This window comes from Citrobacter sp. Awk 4 (assembly GCF_028069725.1).
Lineage (GTDB): Bacteria > Pseudomonadota > Gammaproteobacteria > Enterobacterales > Enterobacteriaceae > Citrobacter_D.
Map to the genome: position 1 here is coordinate 1 of NZ_JANEWG010000149.1, position 453 is coordinate 453.

Below are 453 nucleotides of genomic sequence, written 5' to 3' on the forward strand. Positions count from 1 at the left end.
CTCAACCAGTCCTCAGTATCGTAATGAGAACCAGATTTATCTATTTCATTTCTGGTTAGAATTAATTGTCCTTTAATATCTTTCCACGTATCTAACATTCCACGAAGAACAGAAACCAACTCGGTAGCTTGATTACTAAAATCAGTAAAACTCTGAGCCGCTACAGCTAATGTCGCAACATCTAACTCAAGTTTTGACATTGTCGAACTTTTTGCCTCAATACTGGCATTGAGTGTTTTAATTTTATTTGAATTGGTAACAATGAACGCAATTGACACACATATAGCAGCACCGGTGAATATCCATAAGATAAGCCCTGCAGGGCCAGCAACAAGTGAAGCGATACTAATTAATACACTAGCCCCTATTGCAATACCTAAACCAGCTATAGCTGCCTCAGCAGACTTTATCTCATTTTTCATAGAATCAATGTCATTCTTAAGAGATGTAACC

At 37.5% G+C, this 453-nt stretch carries 1 protein-coding gene; it reads right to left on the reverse strand.

Going from position 1 to position 453, the window contains the following annotated elements; translation table 11 throughout:
• A partial coding sequence (locus NNO04_RS22590) for a hypothetical protein (protein WP_271446538.1) occupies positions 1 to 453 on the reverse strand: 453 nt, incomplete at both ends.